This window comes from Thermaerobacillus caldiproteolyticus (assembly GCF_013761245.1).
GTDB classification, from domain to species: Bacteria; Bacillota; Bacilli; order Bacillales; family Anoxybacillaceae; genus Thermaerobacillus; species Thermaerobacillus caldiproteolyticus.
On record NZ_JACDUT010000005.1, the window covers coordinates 204,971 to 229,427 of the forward strand.

A 24,457-nucleotide genomic window follows, 5' to 3' on the forward strand; every position below is an offset into this window, starting at 1 on the left:
CATCTCATCCTTTCAACCATAAGTGATGTTCAGGGTATGACGTTATTTTGAATCTAGCATATGAAAAAGAAAACAGCAACACTTTTGACAGAAAAAAGAGGCTGCCTCTTCATAGAGACAGCCTGCATTCTTATTGCTCTAAAAAGTATTTTTCGATATCATCTAACATTAAATTTGCTGCAAGCACGCCGCCAGCTGTATTCCAAATCGTATCGCTGACTTTATAGACTTTGCCTTGTTTTGACACATTTAAGTTTTTAAAGAGAGGGTCGTTAATCCATTCTTTTTCTAGTTTCGTTGCGGCACCATCGCCTTGCTCATATGTGAAGTAGAAAAGGATATCTCCATCCATTGCTGGAATGCGCTCTTTCGTTACGCCTGTTTCTGCAAAATCATTGGCGTTTTGTGATTCAGGACGAGCAAAGCCCAATTGATCTAAAATCACGCCAGAGAAGGAGTCTTTATGATAAATGCGGACATCGCCTGACATAAAGCGGACGATGGATACTTTCATTTTTAATTTGTCGCCTAATTTCGCTTTTAAGTCTTCGATGCGCTGATTGTATTCAGCGATGACTTCTTTTCCTTTCTCTTCTTTATTCACCGCTTTTGCGTATAACGTAAAGTTTTCTTGCCAGTTTCCTCTTAATGTTTCTGAAAATACCGTTGGTGCAATTGCTTTGAGTTGCTCATAAATTTTTTCATGGCGCAATTTATTTCCGATAATTAAATCTGGTTTTAATGCGGCGATCGCTTCTAAGTTTGGTTCACCTTCGGTTCCTACCACTTTGACCCCATCCATTTTGTCTTTAATATGGTCGTACCAAGGGTTTCCTGTCCATGATTTTACGGCACCGACCGGTTTTACTCCTAATGCTAGCAGTGCTTCTGTTCCTTCGTTAGTTAAAATGACGACACGTTTTGGAGTTCCTTTGATTTCTGTTGTCTCCATTGCATGCTTAACTGTGTAGCTTGTTGATTTTTCCGTTTTTTCGCCGGTTTGCTTTGGCTCTGCTTCTTCCTTCGAGCCGCAACCTGCGAGGACGAGAAGAAGAGCAATCACGATCGTCGCAAGAAGCGAACATCTTGATGGTTTGAACATTATGTATTCCCCCTGTTTTTTTGATAATGATTTTCATTTACAAGAAACATGATAATGGTGATGATAATCATTGTCAATAATGAATTATGAATATAGTGAAAAAACAAGAAAAAAATGATCGAAACATATTGACACTGATATTCATTATCAAATAGACTTATATCTAGATAGAATTACATATATTTCATATTAGGGGAGTAAGCGCGAATGTTAGCAACCAATCAGGCAAAAATCGCAGGGCTTTTATTATTGGTCATTCTACTTGCGACAAGCATGTGGATGAGCATTATTTACGGATATACAGATACAAGTTGGAAAGTAGCAATCGAAGCCTTAATCAATAATAATGGTTCAAATCAGCATATCGTCATTGAAACGGTCCGCTTGCCGCGTGCACTCATTGGAGCAGCAGTTGGAGCAAGCCTGGCGATGGCAGGGGCGTTAATGCAAGCATTAACGAAAAACCCGCTCGCATCGCCGGGGATTTTTGGAATCAATGCAGGAGCAGGCTTTTTCATTGTATTGTTTGTAACTTTCTTTCAAGTTAGTTCTCTTCATATGTTTACATGGCTTGCTTTTGCCGGTGCTGCATTAGCTGCTATCATCGTGTTTGTCATTAGTTCAGTCGGCAAAGAAGGAATGACACCGCTGAAGCTAACACTAGCAGGCACGGCTGTGGCCGCGTTATTCGCTTCTTTAACGCAAGGATTATTGGTAGCTAATGAGAAGGCGTTAGAAGAAGTGCTGTTTTGGTTGGCTGGGTCTGTGTCGGGACGAAAGTTGGAAATGCTAGTCGCTGTTCTTCCTTATTTTCTTATCGCGTGGACCGGCTCGCTTTTGTTGGCGCGAAAGGTGAATATCCTTATGATGGGAGATGATGTTGCCAAGGGGTTAGGGCAGCGTACAAATGTTGTGAAGTTCGGAGTGGCGCTCCTTGTGATTTTATTAGCGGGCAGCTCAGTGGCCGTAGCCGGACCAATTGGTTTTATTGGGATTATTGTTCCGCATATCGCGCGCGCATTAGTCGGTGTCGATCATCGCTGGGTCTTACCATATTGTGCCTTCATCGGCGGTATTTTATTAATCGCTGCCGATATTGGAGCGCGGTACGTGCTTATGCCGCAAGAAGTGCCTGTTGGGATTATGACGGCGTTTATCGGTGTTCCATTCTTTATTTATATTGCCCGTAGGGGGATTTTGGCCAAATGAGAAAGTACATATCACTTCGAATTGGAAAACAGATTTCATTTTTAATAGACAAAAAGGCGATGATCATAAGCTTACTATTATTATTGATAAGTATTGTAGTATTTATTGTAAGCGTTGGAAGCGGAGAAATGTATATTTCGCCTCTCGATGTGGTAAAGACACTCGTCGGTAGCGGTTCAGCGATGAATGAGGTCGTCATTCACTCTTTTCGTTTGCCGCGCATCCTTGTTGCACTTTTGGTTGGCATGTTGTTAGCGGTAGCCGGCTCGATTTTGCAAGGAATGATCCGCAATCCGCTCGCTTCTCCGGATGTGCTCGGCATTACGGGTGGCGCAGCGGTAGCGGTTGTCGCGTTTTTTGCGATGTTTAGTGATAAAAACAATTCGTTAACGATCAGCATTCATTGGTTGCCGTTAGGAGCTTTTGTCGGTGCGACGGTTGCTGCGTTTCTTGTTTACTTATTGTCATGGAAAAATGGGATTACTCCGATGCGGCTGATTTTAGTGGGTATTGGTGTATCAGCTTTCATGCAGGCGTGCACCACCTTACTGATGATTACGGGGCCGATTTATCGTGCCAGCCAAGCGAACGTTTGGATTACCGGCAGCGTCTATGGAGTTTCGTGGAAACATGTCTCGTTTCTTGTGCCTTGGGCCGTTGTTCTCTTGCTGATAAGTTTTATCTCGGCACGAAAGATGAATATTCAAGAATTAGGAGACGAACTCGCGATGGGTGTGGGAGTCTCCTTACAAAAACAGCGCCTGTTCCTTCTTTTATTGAGCACGGCGCTAACGGGCGGAGCAGTTGCATTTGCGGGTGGAATCGGGTTTGTCGGGTTAATGGCACCACATATGGCGCGGAGGCTTGTCGGTTCTTCTTTCGGTGCTCTGCTCCCGGTTGCTGCCCTGTTAGGAGCGATTTTAGTCATGCTTGCCGACTTAGCGGGACGCATGCTGTTTGCTCCTCTTGAGATTCCAGCAGGGGTGTTTACTGCGGCTATCGGTGCTCCGTACTTTATTTATTTGTTGTATAAAAGCCGACATTGATAGAGAGGTGGGGATAGGATGAATGCATTACAAACGAAAGAGCTAACCTTATCTTACGGAAACACAATTATTATTAATGAATTAAATTTAAGCATCCCAAAAGGAGAAATTACCGTTTTTATTGGCGGAAATGGTTGCGGGAAGTCGACGTTATTGCGTTCATTGGCCCGATTGCTTAAACCGACAAGCGGCACTGTATTGCTTGAAGGGGAAGCAATTGCAAAATTGCCGACAAAAGAGGTGGCAAAAAAATTGGCGATTTTGCCACAATCGCCGACCGCTCCGGAAGGGCTGACTGTTCTACAGCTTGTCAAACAAGGTCGCTACCCATATCAAACATGGTTGAAACAATGGACGGAGGAAGACGAGAAAGCGGTACAGCGCGCGCTTGAGGCGACAAGAATGATCGAATTGGCTGAGCGTCCTGTTGATTCGCTCTCCGGAGGACAGCGGCAGCGAGCATGGATTGCGATGACGTTAGCACAAGATACGGACATTATTTTGCTAGATGAACCGACGACATATTTGGATATGACGCACCAAATCGAAATTCTCGACTTGTTATTTGAGCTTAACGAAAAAGAAAAGCGCACGATTATTATGGTTCTTCATGATCTAAACCTTGCGTGCCGCTATGCTCATCATATCGTCGCGATTCGCGATAAAAGTATATATGCCCAAGGAAAGCCAGAGGAAATCATTTCATGTCAGCTTGTGAAAGATGTGTTTCAAATGGATTGCCAAGTCACGTATGATCCATTATTTGGAACACCGCTTTGCATTCCATACGGCAAGGGAAGATGCATTTTACAAAAGGAAGGCGTTTCGTAATGCTTCTCTCTCCCGATGAAATAAAAGCATTAGAAAAATTTCGCCTTTCAACAACCAGAACGGATTCGTTATTATCGATTCGGGTTGATCGATTGTTTCATGAACGAACGCTCCTTTCCTATTTGGAAGCTGTGCAGCAGAAAATCAGAGCGGCGAACAAGACAGTCGCTGCGTCCATTTTTATGAAGCGATATAGCTTTATTGCTGTCATGTCGCTTTATGCGATGTCCGTATGGAATAAGCGGCTTTCATTGTCATTCGATCGTATATGGATCGAAACGGACGATGAGGAGAAAGCATGGTTACCGACGTTTCGATTTGAAAAGTTAGAATACGAAGTGACTGATGGCAATCGTAACGCGTGGCGGCAAGAGACGATTCGTCTGCTGTTTGCGGAACATATTTTTCCTGTTATTGAACAGTTACAGAAAATGACGAAAATTTCTCCGTTAACACTATGGGAAAATACAGCGATTTACATCTTTTGGTTATATGAAACATTGCTCAAAGACGAGGCGTTAGAGGATATTAATGCTCGACTTCGTGACGATTTTCAGTTTGTTGTTCAACAGGCAGATGGAACATTATTCGGCTCCTATCCTAAAAACCCATTAGGGCGTTTTTGGAAAGAAACAAACGGCATTCGCCAACGGACAACGTGTTGCCTTCACTATCAGACAGCAGCTCGTTCCCATTGTCGGACATGTCCAGTGCGGCGTCCATAGAGACCATCTCCTTCTTGATGGCAAGAGGGGATGGTTTTTTACAGATCTTCTACATTTCTCTGTTGATGTTTAGAGCACTAAAAAAGATTGAAATAAATTAGTCTTGCTCAACTACTGCCACCCGTTCATATAACAAGTTAAATCTGTACTTTATCTTCTTTTAATTCTTTGTATGTAAATTCAACTAGTTTGCTGTTTATAAGTATGCAGCTATGTTCATACTTCTTCGATTCAGTAAGAACTAAAGGTAAATATCTCGGTATCATTTCTCCTACGCCATCATTTTTTTCACCTAATATTCAGGGTGTATTTTTCCAATCTAAAATACCTTCATCTGTTTTTTTAGGTGTGGGATATGAATAATCATCGGGTATATCGACAAGAAAGACATACATTCCGTCAGAATAGGCATTATCCACTTTCCATGTAACAATGCCTTTGAATTCAATCTGAAAGCTGCTTATGTCAATATCTGTTTCTTCTTGCACTTCTCGAATCACACACTCTAATGGCGTTTCGTTATTTTTTACTTTTCCACCTACCCCATTCCATATCTCCTTAGCCGGTGCGAATTCACGATTTAACATAAGTAATTCATTACTCCTTCTAATGAAGCACAAAGTTTGTTTATACACGAAATCCCCCTCTCTAATTTGCATCATCCTCATTTTACCATTAGTAAGAAGAAATGCTCATTTTTTTAGAATTGGCTTTCTTCAACTAAACCGCCTGTTAACTGAACAAGAAAATCAACAACATTTTGTAACAAAGCCTTTATAAATATCATAAAGCAAAATCGTTGACTTATATACCGTACTGGGGTATTGTATAGGTGAAGAGGTGAAAACAATGTCTTATGATATGTGTCATCACGAACAAGAAAGGAAATTAGCCGAGCCGCGCGATGAAAAAGAGAAAGAATTATTAGTAAATCGTTTGAAGCGGATTGAAGGTCAAGTACGCGGCATTCAAAAGATGATTGAGAACGATCGGTATTGCGTTGATGTACTCATTCAACTGTCTGCGGTGACAGCGGCATTGAAAAAAGTGGGGTTCCATTTGCTCGAACGTCATACGCAACATTGTGTACGGACAGCAATCGAAGCAGGAAGCGGAGACGAGGCGATTGAAGAATTGATGAAAGTATTGGCGCAATTCTCCAAATCTTAATGGAGGGAAAGTGATGAAAAAACAAATACAAATTGGCATTACCGGAATGACGTGTGCCGCTTGTTCAGCGCGAATCGAAAAAGTGTTGAATAAGATGGACGGAGTAAAGGCGAACGTCAACTTGGCGATGGAAACGGCAACGGTTGAATACGATACGGATCGTATGAGCCCTAACGATATTGTTGAAAAAATTGAAAAGCTTGGCTACGGCGTTACGACGGAAGGTCTAGAACTCGATGTATACGGCATGACATGTGCAGCGTGTGCGTCACGTATTGAAAAAGGACTAAATCGTCTCAACGGCGTAACAAAGGCGACCGTAAACCTCGCTTCAGAATCTGCCTTCGTTGAATACCAACCGGGGGTAGTTGAACGCGAAGAGATTTTACAAAAAATCAAACAGCTTGGCTATGAGGCGAAAGTGAAGGAAGGACGAGATCAGAAGCAGCAAGCGAAACAGAAAGAAATCAACAAGAAAAAACGACAATTATATGTTTCCGCTTTACTGTCTCTGCCGCTTCTTTATACGATGGTCGGGCATTTTGGTTTACCGGCGCCACATTTTTTAATGAATCCGTGGGTCCAGTTTGTATTAGCGACGCCGGTTCAATTTTACATCGGCTGGCCCTTTTATGTCGGGGCGTTTAAAGCATTAAGAAATAAAAGTGCCAATATGGATGTGCTCGTGGCACTTGGTACATCAGCTGCTTATGCATATAGTTTTGCTGAAAGCGTTCGGACGGTGAGCAACCCAGCTTATATGCCACATTTATATTATGAAACAAGTGCGATCCTCATTACGTTGATTTTGTTAGGGAAGTTGTTAGAAGCGTTAGCTAAAGGACGAACGACAGAGGCCATTTCAAAATTAGTCGGCTTGCAAGCGAAAGAAGCGACGGTCATTCGGAACGGTGTGGAAACGAAGGTATCGATTGAACATGTCGTCGTCGGCGACGAAATCATCGTAAAACCTGGCGAAAAAATTCCTGTCGATGGGGAAGTCATTTCCGGACGTTCGTCCGTCGATGAGTCGATGATTACCGGTGAATCGATTCCTGTGACGAAAGATCCCGGTGATCAAGTGATTGGTGCGACAATGAATCGAAACGGAACGATCACTATCAAAGCGACAAAGGTAGGAAAAGATACAGCGCTTGCGAACATTATCAAAATCGTCGAGGAAGCACAAGGTTCCAAAGCACCGATTCAACGAATGGCGGACCGCATTTCATCATATTTTGTTCCAATTGTCGTGATGATGGCAGCTGTCACGTTTTTGGTGTGGTTTTTCTTCATTCGCCCTTATGATGTGCCGGGTGCGCTTGAAGCAGCAATTTCAGTGCTTGTCATCGCTTGTCCGTGCGCACTAGGTTTAGCGACGCCGACATCGATTATGGTTGGAACAGGAAAAGGGGCAGAACATGGCATTCTTTTTAAAGGAGGTGAGCATTTAGAAACCGCTCAGCGGATCGATGCAATCTTACTTGATAAAACGGGTACCATTACGAAAGGAAAACCTGTTGTCACGGATTTTGTGGCAAACGATCCAGAAACGCTGACCTACGTCTATGCGGCAGAAAAGCGGTCGGAACACCCGCTTGCAGAAGCGATTATCGCCTATGCGAGCGAACAACAAGTCCCGCTTTATGAAGCCGAGCAATTTGAAGCTGTTCCGGGGCATGGAATTATCGCAAAAGTCAATGGGAAAACCGTACTTGTCGGAACGAGAAAATGGCTGGCAGACCATAAAGTCGATTATACAGCATTTACAGAGCAATTAATAACATATGAATCTGAAGGAAAAACGGCGATGCTCATCTCGATTGACGGTGAGGCCGTCGGTGTCATCGCCGTCGCAGATATCGTCAAAGACACAGCGAAACAAGCGATTGAGCAACTGCAACATCTCGGCATTGACGTCTATATGGTCACTGGCGACAATAAACGAACAGCGAAAGCAATCGCCTCTCAAGTCGGTATTGATCATGTGTTTGCAGAAGTGTTGCCGGAAGACAAAGCGAATTATGTCAAGCGGCTTCAACAACAAGGAAAAATCGTTGCCATGGTCGGTGATGGGATCAATGATGCGCCGGCGCTTGCAACGGCTGATATCGGCATTGCGATTGGCACCGGTACAGATGTAGCGATTGAAACAGCGGGCATTACCATTGTCGGCGGCGATTTAACGTTAATTCCGAAAGCGATTGAATTAAGCCGCAGAACGATGAAAAACATTCGTCAAAATTTATTTTGGGCGCTTGCGTACAACTCAGCGGGGATTCCGATTGCCGCTATGGGACTGTTGGCCCCGTGGATTGCCGGGGCGGCAATGGCGTTAAGTTCTGTGTCTGTTGTAACGAACTCACTCCGTTTAAAACGAATCAAACTATAGAAAAGGGGAGATGATCACGATGGAAAAAGTAACATTATCTGTATCAGGCATGAGTTGCGGACATTGTGAAAGGGCGGTGAAAGGAGCTCTCGAAGGGCTTAACGGTGTTCATCATGTGACGGTTTATTTACAGGAAGGAAAGGTTGATGTTGAATTTGACGCAACAAAAGTCGACATCGCTGTATTGAAACAAGCGATTGAAGAGCAAGGATACGACGTGGCATAGCTTGTATCGTGGCAAAGCGGCAAATGTCGTTTTGCCATTTTTATTGAAAAAATTTGTTGATTTTTCGTGCTATTTCCGTAAAAATGGAATTGAAGGAATATAAAATGATTCAAAGGCAGCTTTTTCATAGGAATAACGAAAATATAGCTGAGAGGTAATCGTTTATATGACAGACAAGTTTGCTGCTTTTTTTTATCATTTTAATGATGCCGTTGTCATCTTCGATACGACTGAACGAGTTGTCTATGTTAATCGAGCGTGCGAAACGTTGCTTGGCTGGAACAAGCTTGATATGGCACATGGACACTTGCCTTGGTTGCAGAAAGATGAAATAGAGATTGTTCGTCATTTGCTAAAACGAGTGAAAGCCGGAGAGTCGATCTCAAACGTAGAATGGAAAGCGAAGAGAGCATGCGGAGACGACGTACCTGTAAGTGCTGCTTTCTCCCCTATTTTTGATGAAAGTGGAAACGTTGCTTATATCGTATGCATACTGCGTGATATAACGAAACAAAAAGAAATGGAAAGGGCGTTTCAAGAGAGCGAACGGCGGTTTCGATTAATTGCCGAGCATTCATCTGACTACATTCTTATCCTTTCCAATCACGGAAAGCTCATGTATATTTCTCCTTCTTTCCAAAACACCTTTGGCGAGATCGACGAAGGAGATATACATCAATTATGGAATTATGTGTATGAGGAAGATGTACCTGTAGTCAAAGAAAAATTCAAAGAGTTATACCGTACACACGAAATACAAACAGTGGAATTTCGTAAGCGGAACAAACAAGGTGAATGGATATGGATGGAGGCACAAGGGAAAGCGATTTTAAATGAAAAGCGATCGCTTGATTATGTCATTGTGACGGCGAAAAATATTAGTGAGCGGAAAAAATATGAAGAGAAATTGCGCCAACTAGCTTATTTCGACTCGTTAACCGGAATTGCGAATCGCACTTATTTTGAAAGGCGTATCAAGCAGCTTGTCAATGACAAGACAACCTTTGCGCTATGTTATTTAGATTTTGATAAATTCAAATGGATTAACGATCATTTTTCCCATCAAGCAGGCGATTATTTTTTGCAGGAAGCGGTTAAGCGCGTGCGAAGCGTGCTACGGACAGAAGATTTTTTCGCTCGAATTGGAGGAGATGAGTTCGTTCTTCTGTTGCCGAATGTGACGAAAGAGGACGTCACAAAGCTAGCCGACGAGCTTATTCAAACGTTTCATCAACCGTTTTATTACGAAAAACAACGGATTCAGTCAACGCTTTCAATTGGTATTGCGTTTTTTCCAAAAGATAGCGAACGGATTGAGCAGGTCATGAAATATGCCGATCAAGCGCTTTACCATGTAAAAGAACGCGGAAGAAACGGATATGAATTTTATCGTCCCGCGCAAAACCGAAAAGCGATGATTGAACAAGACTTGCCCTTTGCCATTTTACAAGAGCAGCTTTATTTATGTTATCAGCCGAAAATTGAGCTTGGTAGCGGATCGACAATGGGTGTGGAAACATTGTTGCGCTGGCGGCATCCGGCGTTAGGAGAAATTCCGCCGCTTGAATTTATTCCGCTTGCTGAACAAAGTGGATTTATTTTCGAAATTACGCTATGGGTGCTCGAACAGGCATGCCGTCAAGTAAAAGAATGGCAAGCGCACTTTCCAGATTTAAACCTAGCGGTTAATTTGTCACCGTTTTTATTAAATCGAAAAGAGCTCATTGATCATGTTATACATATATTACAAGACACGGGCTTCGCGCCGGAACGTCTAATTTTGGAAGTAACAGAAAGCGGTTTAATGGAGAATATTGAGACAGGAAAACATATTTTAACGGAATTCAAAAACGTCGGTATTCAAGTGGCGATCGATGATTTTGGCACAGGTTTTTCCTCGCTAGCCTATATTCGCAATTTGCCGGTTTCACTTTTAAAAATCGACCGCAGCTTTATTCAAGGAATTGCCGAAAACTCGAAAGATGCTACGATTGTGGATACAATTATCCATTTAGCGAAAAGTTTAGACATTAAAGTGTTAGCGGAAGGAGTGGAGACGGACAATCAAGTATCTCTCCTCCAACAAATGCATTGTGATTTTGCCCAAGGATTTTATTTTAGTAAGTCGTTAGAAGCAGAAAAATTGCAGCAATGGTTGGAAGCGTATAATCAAACTGTATTTCTCCAAGAAGGCAACCACTCTAATGTTTGAGCGTTAGGGTGGTTGCTTATTATTTCTAATTGTTTTTTTTCTTACATTTCACAAACTAAGATAAACGAACGACGATGGGGGAGTAATATGATTGGGGAATCGTTACCGCTAGATCAACCGATGAAAGAGCAAGTTCTTCGTTCTTTACATGAAATTATTGAAGAGGCAGAAGCAATGCGCCAGTCTCTGTTTGAGGAGAATTGCTGTATATTGTCGCGCTTAGAAACATTAAAAAAGTACATTGTCCGGGTACAAACGATGGCTGCTTCCTTTTATCTCCATTCATACTTATCGGCGTATACACCGCATTATGTCGATTTATCGCTTGCAGCAAAACATTTGGCAGAACGGCGACATGGTGCTTTGATCATTATCGAACGAAATGATTCAGTTGACCATTTATTACACCACGGAATCCCAATAGGGGCGAAAGTTTCCCATACGTTGTTAGAGACAATTTTTTATCCCGGCAATCCGCTTCATGATGGCGGAACATTAATCCGTTATGACGAAATCGTTTCCGCCGGTAACATTTTACCGCTAGCCCAACATGTCACTTCTGGAAAAAAGCTAGGTACCCGTCATCGTGCTGCCATCGGGTTAACAGAACAAAGCGATGCCCTCGTCATCGTCGTTTCTGAAGAAACCGGAACCATTTCGTTCGCGATTAACGGGCAATTGTACGCGTTACGTTCTTGAACATAAGGAAAAGGAGCGAAAAAGATGGAATTTGTACCAAGAAGTGTGATGATCAAAGAGTTGATCGACACATTACAACCGATCATGGACATATACAACCTCGATCAAGTCGGCATTTTTGAAGAAGAAGGGGAAGGGAATCAGTATTACATGGGATATACCGTTAACAAAGATGACCACATGATCGTTCTTCACATGCCGTTTGTAAAAAATGAACGCGGTGAACTCGCTTTGCAAAAACAGGAATGGACAGTTCGTGTAAACGGCAAGGAGCAGAGCGGATACCATTCGCTCGATGAAGCATGGGCTGATATAGAGCGAATTTAGAATACATTTAGTGTTATATCAACAAAATAATAGGCTAAACAGAGAGATAGCTTTTTGCTTAACTCTGTTTAGCAACATCGCTTGTCGCATGTAGGGCTTCTTTTCTAACTTTATTTATATAATTGCTGTTCAAACCGGTTTCGGTTTCAACATTGTAAAAGTTCATCATTCTAAAAAATGATCATGTAATCAGTCCAGATGGCTTGAATTTTTATGTTAGAAATTCTATTAATAGCGCTCTCCAATAGTAGGGGATATTGAAGCAGGTAAAATTTTTGCGAATCAAGTTTTGATATGGGAACATCGTAACTATTCCGTGTTTTGAATACTTCCATGAATATGGTTGATGCTTATTTTTTAACATATAACATATCTTTTTGATTTAGGGAAAGAGCTATTCTTTCTGTAGACTGTCCATTTTTAATCATCTTTTTGTAAAAATATGCAAATTGTATATGGACTAAAATGTTGGTGGAGGATGATAAGCAAAAATAAAGAAAGAGGACTCCCTTCTTGATATAGTAATAGGTGACAAAACTAAACTCTCAAGAAAGGAAGGTCATCTATAATGACAGATACCATGTTTTCAATGAATTGAAAAGAGCTAGAATCGGATTATTTCAGGAATTATAGGGATTATTTTCTATTTGATGGTGTAGATATGAAATCCTCTTGGTGAAATACTCGAGAAAAGCGGGACCATCGGAGATATAAAAGACAACTATTGATACTGTATTCGGTCTAGTTACATTTCGATATCGGTATGATCGGGGGCAGGAAAACAAAAAGTGGGGGTTTTGTTAGATCATCGAACTGAGTGCAGCGGTCCTTCGTATCGAATACAGCCTATCAATTAGAGATGTTTATGACGTATCAAGTCCATAGTCATAAGATGATTCGCCAACGCCTATTAGCATGTCACGTTAAGACAAAACCAGCGTATGCGGAAGCTCCTGCGATGGTGTTGTTTGTGGAGGGGGACGGAGTCGTTCCCCATATGCAGCGACACGAACAGAAATATAAAGAACAGAAAGTCGCAGTCGTTCACAAAGGACGAAAATAAGAGAAAAAACAAATCCGGCTCGTACAAAAAAGAATTATCATCAAGAAGGGAGTTGAAAAGTTTTTATACCAACACTATGCGCAGGATCACCATGCATGGTTAGTCATCAACGGAGAGGGAGTTCTTTAGATTGTGACGTGTACCGGGGGATGTATACATATTGATTGATCCTATATTGCCAGGGGACTGAAAACCTATCTACAGAATCATAAAGAGATGTAAGAGATGTATCGGAAAGCATTGGTGCAATATGACGAGAAGGTCTTGCCGACCTGTTGCGTTCGCTAGAGCGGATTTTTGATCTAAGGTGCAAGAATGGGAGTGATTTGTGGCATGGCTTGAAGCGAATCGATCGTATATCTATGATTACCGGGACGTGTTGAAACATGCAAATACCATGCGATGGAATTAATGGAAGTGATAATGTGGGGCTTTGCCGGACGAATGAAATCAAAATACAGTTGGATGGAAACAGGTTCCAGTGAGATGGATCGGTCTGATGAAAAACGGTGCAATTGAGCCAATGTGACGCTTCACTGAAGATATGAAAGAAACAGATATCAAGGGACATATGAAGCAATGGGGATTGAAAGAAGCGCTGAGAAATTATCGAAGTTATTCAGACAACCTTCCCCTTTTGGATATCCAACCAAGTTCTCCATGTGAATGTGGACAGGGGGGAATCCATCAAAAGTTTTAAAAAACGAGGCGGGAAGAGAGAAGTAAAAGAGGAGAAAAGGTATAGAAAACGCTTACAAACAATCCTATTTTAAAAGTAAAAAAGGGGGGGAAGCTTCCGCGAAAATTTGACTCATACTGCAATTGTTGACTTGTATAAATTCATTTTTAATATGAAACAATTACAAGGAGGTAGGCATGGGTGTTACAGGATATCACGATCTAAAGATATTGGCTCTTTTCATGATTGTTGCCATTATTTCTTTTTGTTTATCTCTCAATGTATTGTTAAGAACCATACATGGTCAAACGAATAGAACAATATGGATATTAATTGGAGCAACAACAATAGGTTTAGGAATTTGGTCCATGCATTTTATAGGGATGTTAGGGTATCAATTGGATAATACTGCTTTAACTATTTTTTCACTTTTCTTAGCAGTGTTAGGCCCTTTTTTTGCCTTATATTTTGTAAGAAGATCCAAAGCAAAATTTTCTGCCGTCATAATTGGCAGTATTTTTATAGGAATGTCTATGATTTTAATGCACTATGTTGGGATGTCCTACCTAGAAACAGGATTATCAATCTATTGTAATAAATATTTGATTTTATTATCAATTATTGCTGCATTTTCCGTTTCCTTTCTATCTGTATTTTTTTCATTCTTTTTTATCAATCATCATTCAAAGTATAACTTTTTAAAAAAAATGGCTTGTTCCGTCATGGTGGGAAGTGGACTTTCAGCAATGCATTATACGGTGATGAAAGGAATTTCATTTTGTTACATTCAAGGGGATATGGATTTTGGGATTCGTTCTTCCGCCCTTATGGTTTCAATTAATCATTTAACTTATGTGATCGGTTTTATTATATTAATCATCTTGCTTGCGACGATATTTATTGCCTGTGCAGACCGTGATGGAGTATTAAAATTGAAAGAATTGACTGAAGTGCATTATAAATGTTTATTCGACTATAGTCCATCTCTAGTGTTATCGGTGAATCTTCGGGGAGTGATTATGAGTGTAAATCCAAAAGGGACAGAATTATTGGGGGGAAATACGGATGAATTAATTTCAACCTCTTTTTACTCTTTTTTTCCAGAGAAGGAACATAAAAAAATTAAGGAAGGATTTAGAAAAATAGAGCAAGGAAATTCTTGTAGTTTTGTTGCTTCCATTATAGATAAATATGGAAAAGAAATTCCTATGCAAATCACTTTGATTCCGATTGTTTACAATGAAAAAACAATCGGGTTATTTGCTGTTGGAAGAGATATAACAGAACTGCTCAAGTATAAAGTACGTATTGAAAAAGCACAAAGAGATTTGCAAGATACAGTTCGTCGACAGCAAGGGCTGATTTTTAAATTTGTTAAAAAAGGAGAATCATTTATCCATACATTGTGTGGCGGCGAGTTGCTTCGCAAATTAGGATTATCCTCACGTGATATTATAGGAAAAACCTTGCATGATTTTTTTCCTAAGTCTATTGCTGATCAGAAAATGGCATATTATCAACAAGCTTGGGAGGGACAAACGTTATATTGCGAAGGTAACATAAATGGTATTAGTTATTTAGCAAGCCTTTGTCCCGTAAAAAAAAATGGCAAAGTCATTGAGGTCATTGGTTCCGCGATTGATATTACGGAACGAAAAAATATGGAGCAGGCTATTATTCGTGCAAAAGAAGAAGCAGAAAAAGCAAACGAGGCTAAGTCGGAACTGATTTCGAAAATGAGCCACGAGCTCCGGACACCATTAAATGGTATTCTAGGTTTTGCCCAATTGTTAGAAATGGATCATTCTTTAAACAGCCAACAACGGGAATTTGTACAAGAAATATTAAATGGCGCCCGGCATTTGGTGAATCTAGTAAATGAAATATTGGATCTCGCGAGAATCGAAACTGGAAAGTTAAAAATAACTTATGATGTTATTAGACCTGATTCCATTATTGATGAAAGTATCAAATTAATTCAGCCTTTGGCAAACAAGAGAAATATACAAATCATTAATCAAGTAAGACTAGATGAACATGATTACGTGTATATTGATTCCACAAGATTTAGACAAATTTTACTAAATTTATTAGATAACGCAGTAAAATATAATCGTGAAAATGGCAGAGTGATAATTACCGGGAGAAGTGAAGGAGGAAAGATATATATACATGTAAAAGACAGCGGAATCGGCATTCCTGAAGAAGAATGTGACAGGATTTTCGAACCATTTTACCGAATACAGGGGACAGGAGTCGATGGCACTGGTATTGGCTTGGCTTTTGTCAAGCAACTTATTCAATTAATGGGTGGATCCATTGGAGTAGAAAGTAAATTAGGAGTAGGCAGTGATTTTTGGATTAGTCTTCCCGCCATGAAAGATATTACTTTTTCTAGCGAACGGTTGAATTATACTCATTTGTATGTAGAGAGATTGTCGCAAATGGGACGAAAGAACATTTTATATATTGAGGACAACCTAGCGAATTTAAAATTAATGGAAAAAATATTCGAATCGTTTCCCAGCTTCTCATTATTTTCTGCGAACTGTGGAAGAGACGGCTTAGATATTGCTTTTAAGGAGAGAATAGACCTAATTCTTGTTGATATAAACCTTCCAGACATAAATGGATATAAGGTATTAGAGGAATTACAAAGGAATGAACGAACAAACAAAATTCCTGTGGTAGCCCTTAGTGCTAATGCCATGCCCATCGAAATACAAAAAGCATTAAAAAAAGGATTTAAGGAATATATTACAAAACCATTAGAAGTTGAACAATTTTTAAGAAAACTAGAACAAATTTTTGCACAGGATGAAATGTAAGAGAATTGGCCTCTTCAGTTGGGGCAATTCTCTTTTTTTATCAGTTTTTGCAAGATAATGTCGTAAAATGTCGGAAAAAATGTCTAATATGTCCCGTCTCTATTCTAATAAGGAATCATAGTTGTCTGATATGCGCGTAGATGATTAGACAAACAGGAAGAAAAAAATTATATTCAATTTCACACATAGGGATGTTCAAAGTAAGTGGTTGTATAAGGTGTACGTTAGCTGCTGTCGCATATCAAATTGTGAATTGAGGGAGTATCCTATGAATTTTTGTATTAGAACGTGGCTGGTTGAGGGAAAGCAATTTGAACATGTTTATCAACCGATTTGGGATTTAGATACTTGGAATATATTTGGCTATGAAGCATTAATGCGTGTTGTAAATAAAGCTGTACCAAATGTAGAGCATTTGTTTCAAAGAGCCAGGGAAGAAGGATGTTTATACGAACTTGACACTATGGCTATTGAGAATTCAATATCTAATTTTCCTTTTTCTCACTTAAATAAACAATTACTATTTTTAAATATTTATCCCTCAACGATCCTTCATGAGCATTTTGAGGATTTCTTAGATGATTTAATTAGAAAGTATCCAGTGATACGCGACCGAATTGTATTTGAGCTGAATGAAACTAGGGATGAAGAAGACATTTGGGAGACTGCTCAGTTAAAAGAGAAAATACAAATTGTAAAAAATTATGGATTTTATGTGGCGATCGATGATGTTGGAAAAGAAGTATTCACGCTTCAAAGGATCATTGAATTTCAACCAGACTATATCAAGTTGGATCGGTATTTCTCAGAAGAGCTAGCCATGAATAAAGAAAAGCAGCAAATGATTTCTTTACTAGCAAACTATTGTAAGAGAAAAATGGTGTTAGTGTTGGAAGGGATTGAAAAAGAAATTGATTTAGCTCAAGCAAAATTACTAAGAGTACCAGCGGCACAAGGTTATCTTTTAGGAGAACCTCAAAAATTATTTTAAAATAATGATTTTGGTTGAAAATAATATTAAACTTTATTACTGGCAGGTGCAAAACGGTGTTGTATTTAGCACGGAGAAGTGAATTTTCTGCAGCTCATAGTTATCGGATTGAAGGTTGGAGTGAAGAGGAAAATCAAAGAGTTTTTGGGTTATGTAGTAATCCAAACGGCCATGGTCATGATTATCAACTGGAGGTAACTGTTAAAGGAAATGTAAATCCGTTATCAGGTATCGTATTAAACATTACAGAAATTGATCGCGTTATTAAAAAATTTGTTGAAAACGAACTGGACGGAAAATTTTTGAACCGGGAACATTTTTACTTTCAAAAGCACATCCCTACTACCGAAGTAATAGCTACATATATTTGGAATTCGTTAGAACCTCGATTTAACGGTTGTAAGCTTCATAAAATCAGATTACAAGAAAATGATGATATTTACTCGGTAAAGGAGGAAGGAGAGTTGGTGCAGCTAACAAGAAAATATCATTTCAGCAGTGCGCATCGTTTGCATAGTCATCAGTTAACAGAAGAAGAAAATCAAAAATTATTCGGGAAATGCAATAATTTGTACGGCCACGGTCACAATTATTATTTAGAAGTTACCGTAATTGGTGAACCTGACCCTATTACGGGCATGGTCGTTAACTTAATGGAACTTGATGAAATCGTGGATAGAGAGGTCATAAAAAAGTTTGATCATAAACATCTCAACCTAGACACTGAAGAGTTTAAGGAAATAAACCCGACATCTGAAAATATAGCTATTGTCATTTGGGAACTTCTATCTCCACATATTTCAAACCTTTATAAAATTGGTCTTTGGGAAACACAAAGAAACTACTTTGAATATTTCGGTCCACATAAGGGGCAATAAGCATGTTCGATTTTGAAAAATTAAGAGGAAAAACGATTGTCATTACAGGAGCCAGTCGCGGCATAGGATATGAAACCGCGAGACAATTGGCTAATTTCGGTACTAACTTAGTTTTGGGGAGCCGTAATATTACAAATCTCAGTTTGGAAGGGTTCGAGCGTGCGAGTAGTGTTTCGCTTGTTGAGGTAGATGTTTCAGACGAAGATTCTGTTAAAAAATTTTTTCAGGATACAGTTGAGAAATATGGTTCGGTAGATGTACTGATTAATAGTGCTGGAACAGGGGTTTTTGCAAGTATTTTAGAGTCAGATACACAAGATTTTGACATGATGATATCTGTAAATTTAAAAGGTACTTACCTTTGTTCGAAGTATTTCGGGAAACATATGATAGAGCAAAAGAATGGGAGAATCTTGAACATTGTATCCATCGCAGGAATAACGGCCATACCCGGCTGTGGGGGATACTGTGCATCGAAATTTGGTGTATTAGGATTAACGCGAGTTCTTCAAGCTGAGCTTCGATCCCATGGTGTATATGTTTCAGCGGTGATTCCCGGGGCAGTAAACAGCAAGTTTTGGGATAATATCGAACCTAAACCGGATATCAGAAAGATGATTTCAGTAGAGACATTAGCCAAACATATCATTTATTTACTGATACAACCGGAGGACGCTTCCATTGATGAAGTAGTGATTACACCGCCTCTCGGAATATTGTAAGGAGGCGAGTGGGATAGTGGCAGGAATATTTAAAAGTTTCTTTCGTAGAACCGATCATTCAACCAATCATTCCTCCTTATTCTGTACCCCGGATTTGCCTTTATCAGAGCTATTGTATAGAACGAAAAGAGGGTTTTTGGCAAGAAAACTGGGGCAATATATTGGAATGAACTCGAAAGATACGGAACTATTTCTTTATGATTCGTTAATAAACAAGACATTCAAGAATGCCTCTACGGATGAAGCAAGATATTTACTTTATTTAAGCGAATCACTGCTCGAATGGGGGAGAAGTGGTGAAGATATTCCCGCAAAAGTAAACACATTGAACCAAAATACAGACATCATTAACGCAATGTTAAAAGCATATGACATCTACAAAGATGAATTGTTTGGTGATTTAGCTCAATCGGAGAAAGAGGAGCCGAGAACTCCTGAACAACAAGTAGTAAGTGATGAAAAGTGGGAAGTATATCGCGATGTTATATATGCGGCTACTCAAGAAAAATTTTTGCTAATAAAGGAAGAAGAAATCGAGCAATTTAAAAAGGGGAAAGTCGTTTGTGAAGAAGAGGTTAAGACGCGTTCAGATATTCCGAAATGCAGAAATTTAGTCAAAGAGATTTTTGAGGAAATGGGAATTAGCAAATCGGTTGCGATGAGCTGGTTACTAGTAGTATCTGAAGCTATTACTAACATTATCAAACATGCCGAAGAAGGAAAAATGACTTTAGTAAAAGATGAATTGACAAATGAATTGCGGTTCATTGTGGAGGATAAAGGTCCGGGTTTTTCTATGAAAGAATTACCAAAAACTACTTTACTTGCTGGATATTCGACAAAGAAGTCATTAGGGCAAGGGTTTACGCTAATGATGAAAATTGCAAAAAAAATATTATTATTTACATCTCCGCGAGGTTCTACACTGATTTTAATTTTCGAACTGGAAGAAGGAAAGGGGGAGGGGTTAAATGCTACTGGATAAAGAAAGAAGCATGAGTACGATCGAAAAAACTCTTCTTACAGCTAAGTTCATCGATGGATTTTGGGATCGCTGGATTGTGCATGGCGTGAAACGAGAGGACATTATATTTGTTCGCTCCTCTCTTTCCAGTAAAGAAGATTGGATGAAAAGATGGGGAACACTTGCAGACTTATTGATGCAAAAAGCAGAGGCGCTTCCAAGTGTAGAAGCGGAGATCGTATTTCGGACAGCCGGTCTTTATTATCATTTAATGCAATGGCTTATACCAGAGAGAAATGACGAAAAAAAGAAGTGGTTAAACCAAAGTCTTAAAGCTGTTCGAATTGCTGATGATTTATCGCATGTTGAAACACACTATGTTCAACTAGATGTAGATCAGAAAAAATGTTTTGGACGAGTTTGCATTCCTTCAGCCCCAAAAGGGATCATCATTATAATTAATCCTCTAGATTCAACAAAAGAAGAGCTTTTTACGTATGAAATGGATTTTTTAGAGAAGAGATTTGTCACAATCAGCTTCGACGGTCCAGGTCAAGGGGAGACATATGTGTTTAGCAGTTTGAAAGGAACGAAAAAACGGTGGGAAAAGTTCGTCAATTTATTAATTGAATTTGCATCTTCTAATTTCTCACTGCCTATTTATGTGTTTGGGACAAGTTCAGGGGCTTCTTGGGCCGTTTATAGTAGCTGTCATCCAAAAGTGGTGAAAGCTGTTGCGGTCTCGCCAGCATTTTTAAGCGAAGAAATCAGCCTGCCTGATTACTTTACGGAGCGAGTACGCTTTGTAAGCGAACAAGAAGATAAATGGTTACCTTGTTTTGAAAAGTTAGCATTTCGCAATCCAGTTCTATTAATACATGGCAGGCAAGATGTTATGGTATCCAGTGAAGATATCTATAACTTATATCAACATTTGCCAAATGGAAAGAAACTTTTAGAGTTCGATGACGAGGGTCATTGTTGTAACTACAAACTTCCTGAAATCCGTCAGTACGCTATGACATGGTTTCAAGAGAAATGAAGGTGAAAAAATGAGCTTTGAAGAATTTCGCCAATTGATTTCAGAAATATCGAAAATACCGGTAGAACAAATTAACAAAAATTCTTCCTTTCGAAACGATTTAGGAATTGATTCATTACAAATGGTGAATTTACTTATTGAAGTAGCAGCAAAATTAAAATTAGAGTTACATATGATTCAAAGCCGTTTAGATTTTCAAACCGTAGGTGGGTTATATGAGTCTTTCGTCAAGGAGAGGGAATGATGGGGAGCTTATATCAATGGATTTTTAATAGCGAAAACTTAGATGTAAATAAAAAAGTTTTAACAACGCAAACAGGAGATTTTTCGTTATACGATATTCAAAAAGGTGTAGAAATATATATTTCTCTTTTAAAACGAATAGGAGCAATCCGTGGGAAAAGGGTCGCATTAATTGTTCCAAGTGTACCGAGCTTTTTAAATTTATTATTGGCGGTTAACCAACTGGAAGGGATTATAGTGCCAATTAGCCCATTTTTAAGAAAAGATGATTTAACAAAAATTCTTGAATTTATCAAACCACATATCGTTTTTACGATTAAGCAATATAATGGCTTTGATTTTTCTAAAACAGTCTATGATTGGGCGCATTCTATAAAAGAAGAAACCGTTATTTTTGAATCTGATGATTGCTTGAATTGGGGCACACTGGTAGTCGAAGGACCTCCGAAACCTGTTGAAAATGAGTGTATCGATATTATAGGTTGTACATCTGGTAGCACTGGTATTCCCAAAGGAGTAATGGTTGATTTAGAATTTATTAAATTTACAGCTGAAGCATTATCAACTTCAATGGTGCTTTCAAAAGAGGATCGATTGTTTGGTATGGTTCCTGTTTCCGGATTATTCGGACTATGTTTATTACTAACAGCTATTAAAAGGCAGGTACACTTTGTTGTGACTGAATCATTTAGCTTTCCAGATATTATTCAGTTACTAAAAGAACATTCAGCTAATAAGCTCGTTACAAGCCCTTCTTTATTTAGAGCATTATATTTATTGACAAGAGACGATGAAGATACCTTTTATAAACCATTAACAATAGTTGGGCTTGGAGGTGAAAGTATTTCACCAGACTTTATCCAGACAGTGTCATCCATCAAAAATTGCAAAATGATAAATATGTACGGTCTTAGTGAGCTCGGATGTATTATGTTCAGTAAAAATGATATCCGAACAGGAATAGAGTGGGCTTTAACACCAGGAGCAGAGATTAACGTAGTAAACGTTTCTGACGAAGGAATCGGCGAGCTTACTGTTAAAACACCAAACGGATTTTTAGGCTATTATCAGCGCCCAGATTTAACGGAAGAAGTCTATAGAAATGGATGGTTTTATACAGGTGACTTGGTCCGGGTTACGAATGGAGCGAAGATTGAATTTGTTGGCCGCAAAAAGGATATGATTAAAAAAGGCGGGCAACAAGTGATTCCAGGTGAAATTGAAAAGCTACTCACTGATCACCCAAATGTTGAAAAAGCGGTAGTTGTTGGGGTTCCACATTCTATTTTTGGAGAACAAGTAGTTGCCTTTGTTGTTGTACGAGGAAAAGTAGATACGGGTGAGCTTTATTCCTTTTGCCAAGATAAAGTAGCAAGATATAAAGTACCTGATCAAATTTTTATCGTGGATGAAATTCCTGTAAGTCAAGGGAAAGTCGATAAAGTGACATTACGTCAATGGGCGTTAGAGAAGAACTATAAATAAAGCCAAACATGAGGAGCTAGCGCATGAAACACGTGACATTAAGAAGACGGTTTTTGACACAAGTATTTTCTTTATTAATCGTTATTGCTATTTTGTCGGCAGGGATTCAAGTTTACTTTATGAACCAACAAATAAAATCTAATATTTACGAAAAATCTACTCCAATTGCTAACAGTATCGAACGAGGGATAGAGGAAACGGATTTAGCTTCAAAAATGATTGAGCAGCAAATTGATTTCAAAATGATTGCTATAGCCAAACACATTGGTGATCTTCTTCAGACTCAAAAGGTCGAAAATATTAAAAATGAACAATTGCTAAAAATTAAAAAAGATTTGAATCTAGCAGGCTTAACGATTTTTGCTAGAAAAGATAACGATATTGTAGCGGTTAAATCTACAGATGTGAAAGACATCGGGTTTAGTACAAAAAGCTACGGAGAACTTGTTTATCGAAATATGAACGCCGTTTTAAAAGGGGAAGAGCCGGTAGTTCAAGAGGGATATACGGATAAAAGTATATTAGTTCTTCCAATCGTTAAATCCGGCTCCCATAAGGAGCAACCGTTATTTTTCAAGTATGCATACTATCATCCGCCTGGTTCAGACTATATCGTCAATCCATTCATAGAGGCACAGGAAGTATATAAATTTACGCAAGAAGTAGGACCGGGACGATTGATTAGTCAAATAGAACAAAGAAATCCTTATGTGAAAGAAATTTCTGTTCTTAATCCGAAAGTTTTTAAAAATCCAAGTTTAGAAATGAATTTTTATCCTCCATTACGAAAAGTGGAGCATGGTGATTTTAAATATCAAACGAAAGAAGATGTGGAAATCCTTAAACAAATGGTAGACCATCCAGTAAAACGTATCTCACTACAAAAAGTAAATGGCGAAAAACTGTACAAAGTTTTTTTACCAATTAATGATAACAGAGTCATTTATTTAGCATTAGATTACAGTAAAATGACAACACCATTTTATAAATATTCGATTATTTTAATGGTTTCAAGTTTACTATCTTTACTTGTTTTATTTTTAATCACAGTTCCGTTTTTTAATCAAATTTACGAAAACATTCAAAGAGTGAAAGAACAAATCCAGCTGTTAGCTGATGGAGATTTAACAGTGAAAAGCCGGGTGAAAGATGGCAGTGAGTTGGAGATTTTATCAAATAGCGTAAATAAAATGGTAAATAAGCTACATTCGCTGGTGTCAGATACAAGAGAACAAGCAGTAAAAACTCAACGTCTATCTGTAATGTTAGAGGCGGAAGCTTCGCAATCGGTTGAGAAGATGTATGAATTATCAACAGAAACAACGATTCAGTCAAGGGAACAGTTGCATGAAATCCACGAATTTTTAGATGAAATCGAAGAAGTGCTAAACACTTTACCGAATGACGAAAACACAAAAGCGATTTTTGACAAAATGGATGCCATGAGACAAATAGCAAATGATCGGACTGCAACAACGACTGAGATGACCATTCAGCTATCTGATTTACTGCAATCTCTACATGGACAATCTAAGGAGCTTTCAAATATCGCTAATACGCTGCTTCAGCAAATAAGCCGTTTTAAACTTTAAAAGGAGTTAGAAGATAAGCAGTTCGTTGATT

The 24,457-nt window shown here is 39.2% G+C and carries 21 protein-coding genes and 1 pseudogene; 20 read left to right on the forward strand and 2 right to left on the reverse strand.

Annotation, left to right across the window (positions count from 1 at the left end; translation table 11 throughout):
- Positions 1 to 130: 130 nt before the first annotated feature.
- Positions 131 to 1,102 (reverse strand): ABC transporter substrate-binding protein, encoded by a 972-nt coding sequence (locus HNR31_RS09720; protein ID WP_181556041.1) that lies wholly within the window; start codon positions 1,100 to 1,102, stop codon positions 131 to 133.
- Positions 1,103 to 1,309: 207 nt separating this feature from the next.
- Here HNR31_RS09720 and HNR31_RS09725 point away from each other — a divergent pair, with 207 nt between their 5' ends.
- From HNR31_RS09725 to fhuF, 4 genes are read left to right on the forward strand one after another with little or no spacing between them, the layout of a single operon-like run.
- On the forward strand, positions 1,310 to 2,311 hold the full coding sequence (locus HNR31_RS09725; protein ID WP_181556042.1) for a FecCD family ABC transporter permease: 1,002 nt from the start codon (positions 1,310 to 1,312) through the stop codon (positions 2,309 to 2,311).
- Complete coding sequence (locus HNR31_RS09730) at positions 2,308 to 3,357, forward strand: FecCD family ABC transporter permease (protein WP_181556043.1); 1,050 nt, start codon at positions 2,308 to 2,310, stop codon at positions 3,355 to 3,357. The genes HNR31_RS09725 and HNR31_RS09730 overlap by 4 nt, the downstream gene beginning before the upstream one ends.
- Before the next feature lie 18 nt (positions 3,358 to 3,375).
- On the forward strand, positions 3,376 to 4,188 hold the full coding sequence (locus tag HNR31_RS09735; RefSeq protein ID WP_181556044.1) for an ABC transporter ATP-binding protein: 813 nt from the start codon (positions 3,376 to 3,378) through the stop codon (positions 4,186 to 4,188).
- Positions 4,188 to 4,913, forward strand: coding sequence for a siderophore-iron reductase FhuF (fhuF, locus tag HNR31_RS09740; protein WP_181556045.1), 726 nt, complete (start codon positions 4,188 to 4,190; stop codon positions 4,911 to 4,913). The genes HNR31_RS09735 and fhuF overlap by 1 nt, the downstream gene beginning before the upstream one ends.
- A 137-nt stretch (positions 4,914 to 5,050) precedes the next feature.
- Here fhuF and HNR31_RS09745 read toward each other — a convergent pair.
- Positions 5,051 to 5,548, reverse strand: a pseudogene (locus HNR31_RS09745) (NUDIX hydrolase).
- 226 nt (positions 5,549 to 5,774) lie between these two features.
- On the opposite strand from HNR31_RS09745, the gene HNR31_RS09750 reads away from it, so the two are divergent.
- The 16 genes from HNR31_RS09750 (at position 5,775) to HNR31_RS09825 (ending at position 24,426) form a co-directional block, all read left to right on the forward strand.
- On the forward strand, positions 5,775 to 6,083 hold the full coding sequence (locus HNR31_RS09750; RefSeq protein WP_181556124.1) for a metal-sensing transcriptional repressor: 309 nt from the start codon (positions 5,775 to 5,777) through the stop codon (positions 6,081 to 6,083).
- Between the two features lie 13 nt (positions 6,084 to 6,096).
- Positions 6,097 to 8,475, forward strand: coding sequence for a heavy metal translocating P-type ATPase (locus HNR31_RS09755; RefSeq protein WP_181556046.1), 2,379 nt, complete (start codon positions 6,097 to 6,099; stop codon positions 8,473 to 8,475).
- A gap of 19 nt (positions 8,476 to 8,494) precedes the next feature.
- Positions 8,495 to 8,701, forward strand: a complete 207-nt coding sequence (gene copZ / locus HNR31_RS09760; RefSeq protein WP_181556047.1) for a copper chaperone CopZ — start codon at positions 8,495 to 8,497, stop codon at positions 8,699 to 8,701.
- A gap of 166 nt (positions 8,702 to 8,867) precedes the next feature.
- Positions 8,868 to 10,913 (forward strand): sensor domain-containing protein, encoded by a 2,046-nt coding sequence (locus tag HNR31_RS09765; protein WP_181556048.1) that lies wholly within the window; start codon positions 8,868 to 8,870, stop codon positions 10,911 to 10,913.
- An 87-nt stretch (positions 10,914 to 11,000) separates the two neighbouring features.
- Entirely contained in the window at positions 11,001 to 11,612 is a 612-nt protein-coding gene (gene cdaS, locus HNR31_RS09770) for a sporulation-specific diadenylate cyclase CdaS (protein ID WP_181556049.1), read from the forward strand.
- Between the two features lie 24 nt (positions 11,613 to 11,636).
- Positions 11,637 to 11,939 (forward strand): DUF5634 family protein, encoded by a 303-nt coding sequence (locus HNR31_RS09775; protein ID WP_181556050.1) that lies wholly within the window; start codon positions 11,637 to 11,639, stop codon positions 11,937 to 11,939.
- A gap of 865 nt (positions 11,940 to 12,804) precedes the next feature.
- The gene (locus HNR31_RS09780) at positions 12,805 to 13,002 is read left to right on the forward strand and encodes a hypothetical protein (RefSeq protein WP_181556051.1); all 198 of its coding nucleotides are present in this window, start codon (positions 12,805 to 12,807) and stop codon (positions 13,000 to 13,002) included.
- A gap of 876 nt (positions 13,003 to 13,878) precedes the next feature.
- A complete protein-coding gene (locus HNR31_RS09785) occupies positions 13,879 to 16,509 on the forward strand; it encodes an ATP-binding protein (protein WP_181556052.1) in 2,631 nt (876 codons plus the stop codon).
- 268 nt (positions 16,510 to 16,777) lie between these two features.
- Positions 16,778 to 17,500: an EAL domain-containing protein gene (locus tag HNR31_RS09790; RefSeq protein WP_181556053.1), complete on the forward strand. Its 723-nt coding sequence runs from the start codon at positions 16,778 to 16,780 to the stop codon at positions 17,498 to 17,500.
- A gap of 56 nt (positions 17,501 to 17,556) precedes the next feature.
- Positions 17,557 to 18,378: a 6-carboxytetrahydropterin synthase gene (locus HNR31_RS09795; RefSeq protein ID WP_181556054.1), complete on the forward strand. Its 822-nt coding sequence runs from the start codon at positions 17,557 to 17,559 to the stop codon at positions 18,376 to 18,378.
- 2 nt (positions 18,379 to 18,380) lie between these two features.
- Positions 18,381 to 19,100 carry an SDR family oxidoreductase gene (locus tag HNR31_RS09800; RefSeq protein WP_181556055.1) on the forward strand — a complete coding sequence of 240 codons (720 nt, stop codon included), beginning with the start codon at positions 18,381 to 18,383 and terminating at the stop codon, positions 19,098 to 19,100.
- Positions 19,101 to 19,236: 136 nt separating this feature from the next.
- Positions 19,237 to 20,085 (forward strand): ATP-binding protein, encoded by an 849-nt coding sequence (locus tag HNR31_RS09805; protein WP_258561046.1) that lies wholly within the window; start codon positions 19,237 to 19,239, stop codon positions 20,083 to 20,085.
- Complete coding sequence (locus HNR31_RS09810; RefSeq protein ID WP_181556056.1) at positions 20,072 to 21,106, forward strand: alpha/beta hydrolase; 1,035 nt, start codon at positions 20,072 to 20,074, stop codon at positions 21,104 to 21,106. The genes HNR31_RS09805 and HNR31_RS09810 overlap by 14 nt, the downstream gene beginning before the upstream one ends.
- A gap of 10 nt (positions 21,107 to 21,116) precedes the next feature.
- Positions 21,117 to 21,350 (forward strand): acyl carrier protein, encoded by a 234-nt coding sequence (locus HNR31_RS09815; protein ID WP_181556057.1) that lies wholly within the window; start codon positions 21,117 to 21,119, stop codon positions 21,348 to 21,350.
- Complete coding sequence (locus tag HNR31_RS09820; protein ID WP_181556058.1) at positions 21,350 to 22,834, forward strand: class I adenylate-forming enzyme family protein; 1,485 nt, start codon at positions 21,350 to 21,352, stop codon at positions 22,832 to 22,834. The genes HNR31_RS09815 and HNR31_RS09820 overlap by 1 nt, the downstream gene beginning before the upstream one ends.
- A 53-nt stretch (positions 22,835 to 22,887) precedes the next feature.
- Entirely contained in the window at positions 22,888 to 24,426 is a 1,539-nt protein-coding gene (locus HNR31_RS09825; protein ID WP_258561047.1) for a methyl-accepting chemotaxis protein, read from the forward strand.
- Positions 24,427 to 24,457 lie beyond the last annotated feature (31 nt).